The organism is Nocardioides sp. (assembly GCF_036374615.1).
Classification (GTDB): domain Bacteria; phylum Actinomycetota; class Actinomycetes; order Propionibacteriales; family Nocardioidaceae; genus Nocardioides.
In genome coordinates this window covers 1-5,974 of record NZ_DASUTK010000113.1, presented here as the reverse complement: position 1 = coordinate 5,974, position 5,974 = coordinate 1, and the positions used below count along the sequence as shown (strand labels likewise).

The following is a 5,974-nucleotide window of genomic DNA, read 5'->3' as shown; positions in this document are numbered from 1 at the left end:
GCGGTTCAGGTCAGGGCCTCCCGCTCGGCGCCGATGGTGGTGTCGTCCCCGTGGCCGGTGTGCACCACGGTGTCGTCGGGGAGCGCGAACAGCTGCCGTCGGATCGACTCCACGATCAGGTCGGCGTCGCTGAAGGAGCGGCCCGTCGCACCGGGACCGCCCTGGAACAGGGTGTCGCCGGTGAAGACGCAGCCGAGATCCGGGACGTGGAGGCAGACCGCGCCGGGCGCGTGGCCGGGCGTGTGGAGCACGGTGACGGCAGTACCGCCGATCGACAGCGACTGGCCGTCCGTGAGGTCGGCGTCCCACAGGTGATCGCGGTGGGTGAGCTCCCAGAGCGGACGGTCGTCAGGGTGGAGCAGGACCGGTGCGCCCGTGCGCTCACGCAGCTCCGGTGCGACCCGGACGTGGTCGTCGTGCGCATGGGTGCACACGATCGCCCTCACGGTCCGGCCGGCCACCACCTCGAGGATGGCGTCGACGTCGTGGGGAGCGTCGATCACGAGACACTCGTCGTCGTTGCCGACGACCCAGATGTTGTTGTCGACGTCGAACGTCTCGCCGTCGAGAGAGAAGGTGCCGCTGACAACGGCGTGGTCGACCCGCACCGTCACTCGAAGACCACCACCGAGCGCAGCACGTCGCCGCCGTGCATCCGGTCGAAGGCCGCCTCCACGTCGCCGATCCCGATCTCCTCGCTGACGAAGGCGTCCAGGTCGAGCCGGCCCTGCTGGTAGAGGTCCACGAGCATCGGGAAGTCCCGACTCGGCAGGCAGTCGCCGTACCAGCTCGACTTGAGGGCACCGCCGCGGCCGAAGACGTCGATCAGCGGGATGTCGGGCACCTTCATGTCGGGTGTCGGCACGCCCACCAGGACGAGGGTGCCGGCCAGGTCGCGGGCGTAGAACGCCTGCTTCCAGGTCTCCGGCCGTCCGACGGCGTCGATCACCACGTCAGCGCCGTCCGACCCGTCGTGGCCGCAGATCTCCTTGATCGCCTCGACGGGGTCGCGCTCGGTGCTGTTGACGATGTGGGTGGCGCCCAGCTTCGTGGCGCCCTCGAGCTTCCGGTCGTCGATGTCGACGGCGATGATCGTCGAGGCGCCCGCGAGTGCGGAGCCCGCGATCGAGGCGGCGCCGACGCCTCCACACCCGATCACAGCGACGCTCTTGCCACGGCTGACGTTGCCGGTGTTGAGGGCGGCACCGAGACCGGCCATCACCCCGCAGCCCAGCAGGCCGACCGCGGCAGCGCGTGCGGACGGGTCGACCTTGGTGCACTGGCCGGCCGCTACCAGCGTCTTCTCGGCGAACGCACCGATGCCGAGCGCCGGGCTGAGCGGCGTCCCGTCCGCCAGCGTCATCTTCTGGGTCGCGTTGTGGGTGGCGAAGCAGTACCAGGGCTCGCCGCGGTCGCAGGCCCGGCAGCAGCCGCACACCGCCCGCCAGTTGAGGATCACGAAATCGCCGGACGCCACGCCGGTGACACCGTCGCCGACGGCTTCGACCGTGCCCGCCGCCTCGTGCCCGAGCAGGAACGGGAAGTCGTCGTTGATGCCGCCCTCGCGGTAGTGGAGGTCGGTGTGGCAGACCCCGCAGGCCTCGACCTTCACGAGCGCTTCACCGGGGCCGGGATCCGGGACGTTGATGGTCTCGAGCGAGACGGGCTCGCCCTTCCGGTGGGACACGACGGCCTGGACCTGATGCATGCGGGCGATGCAACCACACGGTCGAGGCCGCGCGACAGGGGGCTCTCACCGCACGTCGTGCCAGGACGTGCCGACCGCCCGCGCGGTGGTCCGGCCACCCGTCAGCTCGGCCAGCCACGTCTCGAGCGACGCCGGGTCGGACACACCGACGTGCAGCGTGACGTCGGTGCTGTACGACGTGTCGAGCACATGCACGCCACGCGTCCTGAGCTCCGACTCAACCCGGCCGGCGTCGGTGTGGAGCAGCACGACGAGGAACTCGTGGAGCCGTTCGCGCCGGACCGTGCCGGCTGCGTCGAGACCGGCCCGGGCGGCGTCGCCGTACGCGCGCACGAGCCCGCCCGCGCCGAGCAGCGTGCCGCCGAACCATCGAGTCACGACGACGATCACGTCACTGACCTCAGCGCCGCGCAGGACCTCCAGCATCGGGGCGCCCGCGGTCCCGGCCGGCTCGCCGTCGTCGCTGGAACGCTCGACGGCGCGGTCAGGGCCGAGCACGAACGCCGAGCAGTGGTGACGGGCGTCCCAGTGGGTGCGGCGCGCCTGGTCGACCACCGCCCTGGCCCGCGGCTCGTCATCCACCCGCACGACCCGGGCCAGGAAGCGCGATCGCTTGACCTCCACCTCGGCCTCGGCGCTGCGCGCCGGGACCAGGTACGACGCGGTCACCAGATCCCCACCACGTCGCCGCCGATCCGCACCACGAACGCCGAGACCACCACCACGAAGAAGACGCGGACGAACCCGCTGCCCCGGGCGATCGCGGTCCGGGCACCGAGGTAGCCCCCGAGCAGGTTGGCGCCGCCCATCACCAGCCCGACCTTCCACAGCACCGCGCCGGCCGGCACGAACACGACGAGCGCGGCGAGGTTGGTGGTCCAGTTCGCGAGCCGGGCCTTCGCGCTCGCCTCCAGGAACGAGTAGCCGAGCAGGCCGACCAGCGTGAAGACGAAGAAGCTGCCCGTCCCGGGACCGAGTGCGCCGTCGTAGAAGCCGATCGCCAGCCCGGTGACCATGGCGGCCGCGAGGTGCCGGTGGCCGGACCACCGGAGGGCCGTCGCCGCACCCAGATCCGGCTTGAACAGCACGTAGGCGCCCACCACGATCAGCACCACCAGCACGATCGGGTCGAAGGCCGCTTTCGGGATCTGGGTCGCCACCAGCGCCCCGGCGAGGGAGCCGACGAACGCCAGCGCCATCAAGGGGAGGAAGGTGCGCGGGTCGGGCCGCACGCGTCGGTAGTAGGTCGCGCTGCTCACCGTGGTGCCGCAGATGGCGGCCAGCTTGTTGGTGCCGAGGACCTCGACCGGCGTCGCTCCCGGCAACCCGATCAAGAGGGCAGGCAGCTGCACCAGCCCACCACCCCCGACGACCGCGTCAACGTACCCCGCCGTGAGACCGGCCAGCGCGAGCAGCGCCAGCACGGTCAGGGAGGGGTCGGACACCCGCCGATCGTAGAGTCGGGCTGTGCGAATCGTGTCGCTGCTCCCGTCGACCACCGAGATCCTCTTCGCCATCGGCGCCGGGGACGACGTGGTGGGCGTGACGTTCGAGTGCGACTACCCGCCGGAAGCGCGGGAGCGGCGGATCGTCTCCACCTCCGCGATGCCGGAGGGCCTGTCGCCGGTCGAGATCGACGCCTTCGTCGTCGGAGCGATGGCGCGGGGCGAGGATCTCTACCACCTCTCCGCGGACGCGCTCGCCGGCCTCGACGCCGACGTGGTCGTCACCCAGGACCTGTGCGCGGTCTGCGCGGTCGACGTGTCGGTGGTCGACGATGCACTCGCACACCTCGGCTGCGACGCCGAGGTCCTCACGATCGACCCGCACACCTTGGACGAGGTGTTCGCTTCGATCGAGACCCTGGGCAAGGCCACGGGGCACGAGCCGGAGGCCGCGGCCCTCGTCGCGCAGCAGCGCGAGCGACTGGCGGCGGTTCGGTCGCGGGTCGCGGGACTCCGTCGGCCCCGCGTGATGCTGCTGGAGTGGACCGATCCACCGTTCGCGCCGGGCCACTGGGTGCCTGAGATGATCGACGCTGCAGGCGGTGAGGCGTTGCTCGGCACCGCCGGTGAGAAGTCACGGCGGGTGGAGTGGGAGCAGATCCGCGCGGCGGACCCCGAGGTCGTGGTCGCAGCACCGTGCGGGTACGACCTGGCCGGCGCGACCGCTCTCGCCGCGGAGCTGGTCGCCTCCGGCCGGCTGCCCGCCGGTGTCCCGGTCCACCCGGTGGACGCCAACGCGGCCTGGGCCCGGCCCGGCACCCGACTCGTCGACGGCGTCGAGGAGCTGGCGGCTCTGCTGCATCCCTGAGCGCGAGTCGCCGACGGACCACTGTCAGGGTTGCGCCCGCCCCGTCGAGAGCAGGCGAGCGCGCACCAGGCCGACCGTCCCGACGACCACCCACACCACGTTCAGCCCGACCGATGGCCAGGCCCCGTAGTAGGCGGAGTTGAGCATCAGGAAGAGCCCGCCGAACAGGTTCATCAGCTGGAACAGCAGGCTGGTTCCCAGCACCTTTCCAGCGGTGACCAGTGCGTAGGCCGCGATCAACGAGGCCATGCCGACCCAGCCGACGACGTTGATGGCGATGACGGTCGCGTCCACACAGGTCAGTGTCGCGGGTACCTGGTGACCGGCACCGGTCGGCTCAGCACGCAGAACGGGCCGGGACCTTGCGGTCCCGACCCGTCCTCGGAGGCAGTGGTCAGTCCGCCTCGACGACTCCGAACGGCTCGAAGTCGTACGTCGTCTCGTCGATCGTGACACCGTCGACCGCGCCGCTGAAGGCGTAGTCGCGACCCTTCGTGACCTGTGCCGACAACACGGTCGCGTCGGGGAACGCAGCCTTGGCCTCGGCCAGGGTGCAGTAGGTCGTCTGGTTGCACCCGGACGCCGTCCCCGCCGCGCCCGTGTAGTACCAGCGTTCCTCCGTCGACGCGTCGAGTTCGGTCCACGCGTTCGGGGTCGCCGTCTCCGGAGTGAAGACCAGGGTGCTGAAGTTCGGCCCGGTGGCGTCAGGGCCGGTCGGGTCGACCTCGAACGCCACGCTCGGCAGGTTGTTCGCCGCGATGGCAGCGTTCTCACCGGTGGTGAACACCCAGTACTTCACCGTGTCGATGCCGGCGAGCGGGTCACCCACGAAGTCGACCTGGTTGCCGAACGCCGCCTTGTCGGTGGGAGCCCCGGTCCGCAGCCCGAGGCTGCCGACACCGGAGGGCGGCGCTTCAGGCCCGGCGGAGGGGCCGGCCCGGAGGTAGGCGTCGCCGTTGCCGATCACGTTGCGGTCGATCACCGACCAGTTGACACCCTGGTAGACGGCCGGCTCCCCCGGTTCGCCCTTCGGACCCCTCGGCCCACGCTGACCTTCCAGCGAGCGCTCGGTCCGGTCCGAGATGTCCTCACGGGTCAGGGTGTCGTCCCTGACATCGACTGACTTGATCGTGTCGTTCTTGATGTCCTTCGACGTCACCAAGTCGGCCGCCACTGCGGTGACCGAGCCGATCCCGACAAGAATCGCTGCTCCCGCGGCAACCGCGGCCAACCTTTCGTTTCGGATCTTCATGTGAACTCCAGGGGTTGGGATGGACAGCCCGAGACCGGGCTACGGGTTCAACGGGTGTCCCGTCCCCAAGTCACGAGCGGCCCGAAGTGTCACCCCTACGGGTGGCGCACCACCTCGCCGTCTTGGCTCCGCCTGCGGAAATGCAGAACGGGCCGGGACCTTGCGGTCCCGGCCCGGTTCAGATGTGCGAAGCGACTGGATCAGTTGGCCGAGGGGTCCGCGGCGCAGACGACCCACGCGCGTACGTCCACCGGCTCACTGCCGTGATTGAAGCCACGGACGACCCAGAGGGTCGGGCGGAAGCGGGAGTCAGTGTCGCTGATCGGCTCGTACGCCGCATCGTTCTCGATGTACGGAGCGGACACAGTGATCTGCACGTCCGCTGCGCCACCGAGGTCCTTGCTGTTGTCGCCGTTGAAACCGCCCCATGAGGAGAAGCCACCGCCGACGGCGTACTCACCAGCCTTGCACTTCTGGACGGTCTGGCCCCAAGAACCGGCTTCCCACTTGGCGTGATGGCCGAGGTCCGCGTAGCCAGCGCCAGCTGCGATGCCGCTCACGCCGTCCTTGCCGTCCTTGCCCGGCTTGCCCGGCTTGCCCTTGAAGGCGGCCTGCGCGGGCTCGGTCAGGTCGTGCTGGCGGATGGTGCCGTCCTTGATGTCCACGGAACGGATCGAGTCGTCCTGGATGTCGCCCGAACG

8 protein-coding genes are annotated in these 5,974 nt (G+C 70.5%); 1 reads left to right on the top strand and 7 read right to left on the bottom strand.

What is annotated here, in order from left to right; translation table 11 throughout:
• Positions 1 to 5 precede the first annotated feature (5 nt).
• Genes VFZ39_RS09210 through VFZ39_RS09195 form a run of 4 tightly spaced genes read right to left on the bottom strand, consistent with a single transcriptional unit; the run spans position 6 to position 3,153 of the window.
• Entirely contained in the window at positions 6 to 614 is a 609-nt protein-coding gene (locus tag VFZ39_RS09210; RefSeq protein WP_330865441.1) for an MBL fold metallo-hydrolase, read from the bottom strand.
• Positions 611 to 1,708, bottom strand: a complete 1,098-nt coding sequence (locus tag VFZ39_RS09205) for an S-(hydroxymethyl)mycothiol dehydrogenase (RefSeq protein ID WP_330865440.1) — start codon at positions 1,706 to 1,708, stop codon at positions 611 to 613. Before VFZ39_RS09205 ends, VFZ39_RS09210 begins: the two co-directional genes overlap by 4 nt.
• Before the next feature lie 45 nt (positions 1,709 to 1,753).
• On the bottom strand, positions 1,754 to 2,377 hold the full coding sequence (locus tag VFZ39_RS09200) for a YigZ family protein (RefSeq protein WP_330865439.1): 624 nt from the start codon (positions 2,375 to 2,377) through the stop codon (positions 1,754 to 1,756).
• A complete protein-coding gene (locus VFZ39_RS09195; RefSeq protein ID WP_330865438.1) occupies positions 2,374 to 3,153 on the bottom strand; it encodes a TSUP family transporter in 780 nt (259 codons plus the stop codon). Before VFZ39_RS09195 ends, VFZ39_RS09200 begins: the two co-directional genes overlap by 4 nt.
• A 22-nt stretch (positions 3,154 to 3,175) precedes the next feature.
• Here VFZ39_RS09195 and VFZ39_RS09190 point away from each other — a divergent pair, with 22 nt between their 5' ends.
• Complete coding sequence (locus VFZ39_RS09190; RefSeq protein WP_330865437.1) at positions 3,176 to 4,021, top strand: cobalamin-binding protein; 846 nt, start codon at positions 3,176 to 3,178, stop codon at positions 4,019 to 4,021.
• Positions 4,022 to 4,045: 24 nt separating this feature from the next.
• Here the strand turns inward: VFZ39_RS09190 and VFZ39_RS09185 are convergent, their stop codons facing one another.
• The 3 genes from VFZ39_RS09185 to VFZ39_RS09175 form a co-directional block, all read right to left on the bottom strand.
• Complete coding sequence (locus VFZ39_RS09185) at positions 4,046 to 4,315, bottom strand: CBU_0592 family membrane protein (RefSeq protein ID WP_330865436.1); 270 nt, start codon at positions 4,313 to 4,315, stop codon at positions 4,046 to 4,048.
• Between the two features lie 100 nt (positions 4,316 to 4,415).
• A complete protein-coding gene (locus VFZ39_RS09180; protein ID WP_330865435.1) occupies positions 4,416 to 5,273 on the bottom strand; it encodes a hypothetical protein in 858 nt (285 codons plus the stop codon).
• Between the two features lie 200 nt (positions 5,274 to 5,473).
• On the bottom strand, positions 5,474 to 5,974 hold a 501-nt coding region (locus VFZ39_RS09175), incomplete at its 5' end, for a hypothetical protein (protein ID WP_330865434.1).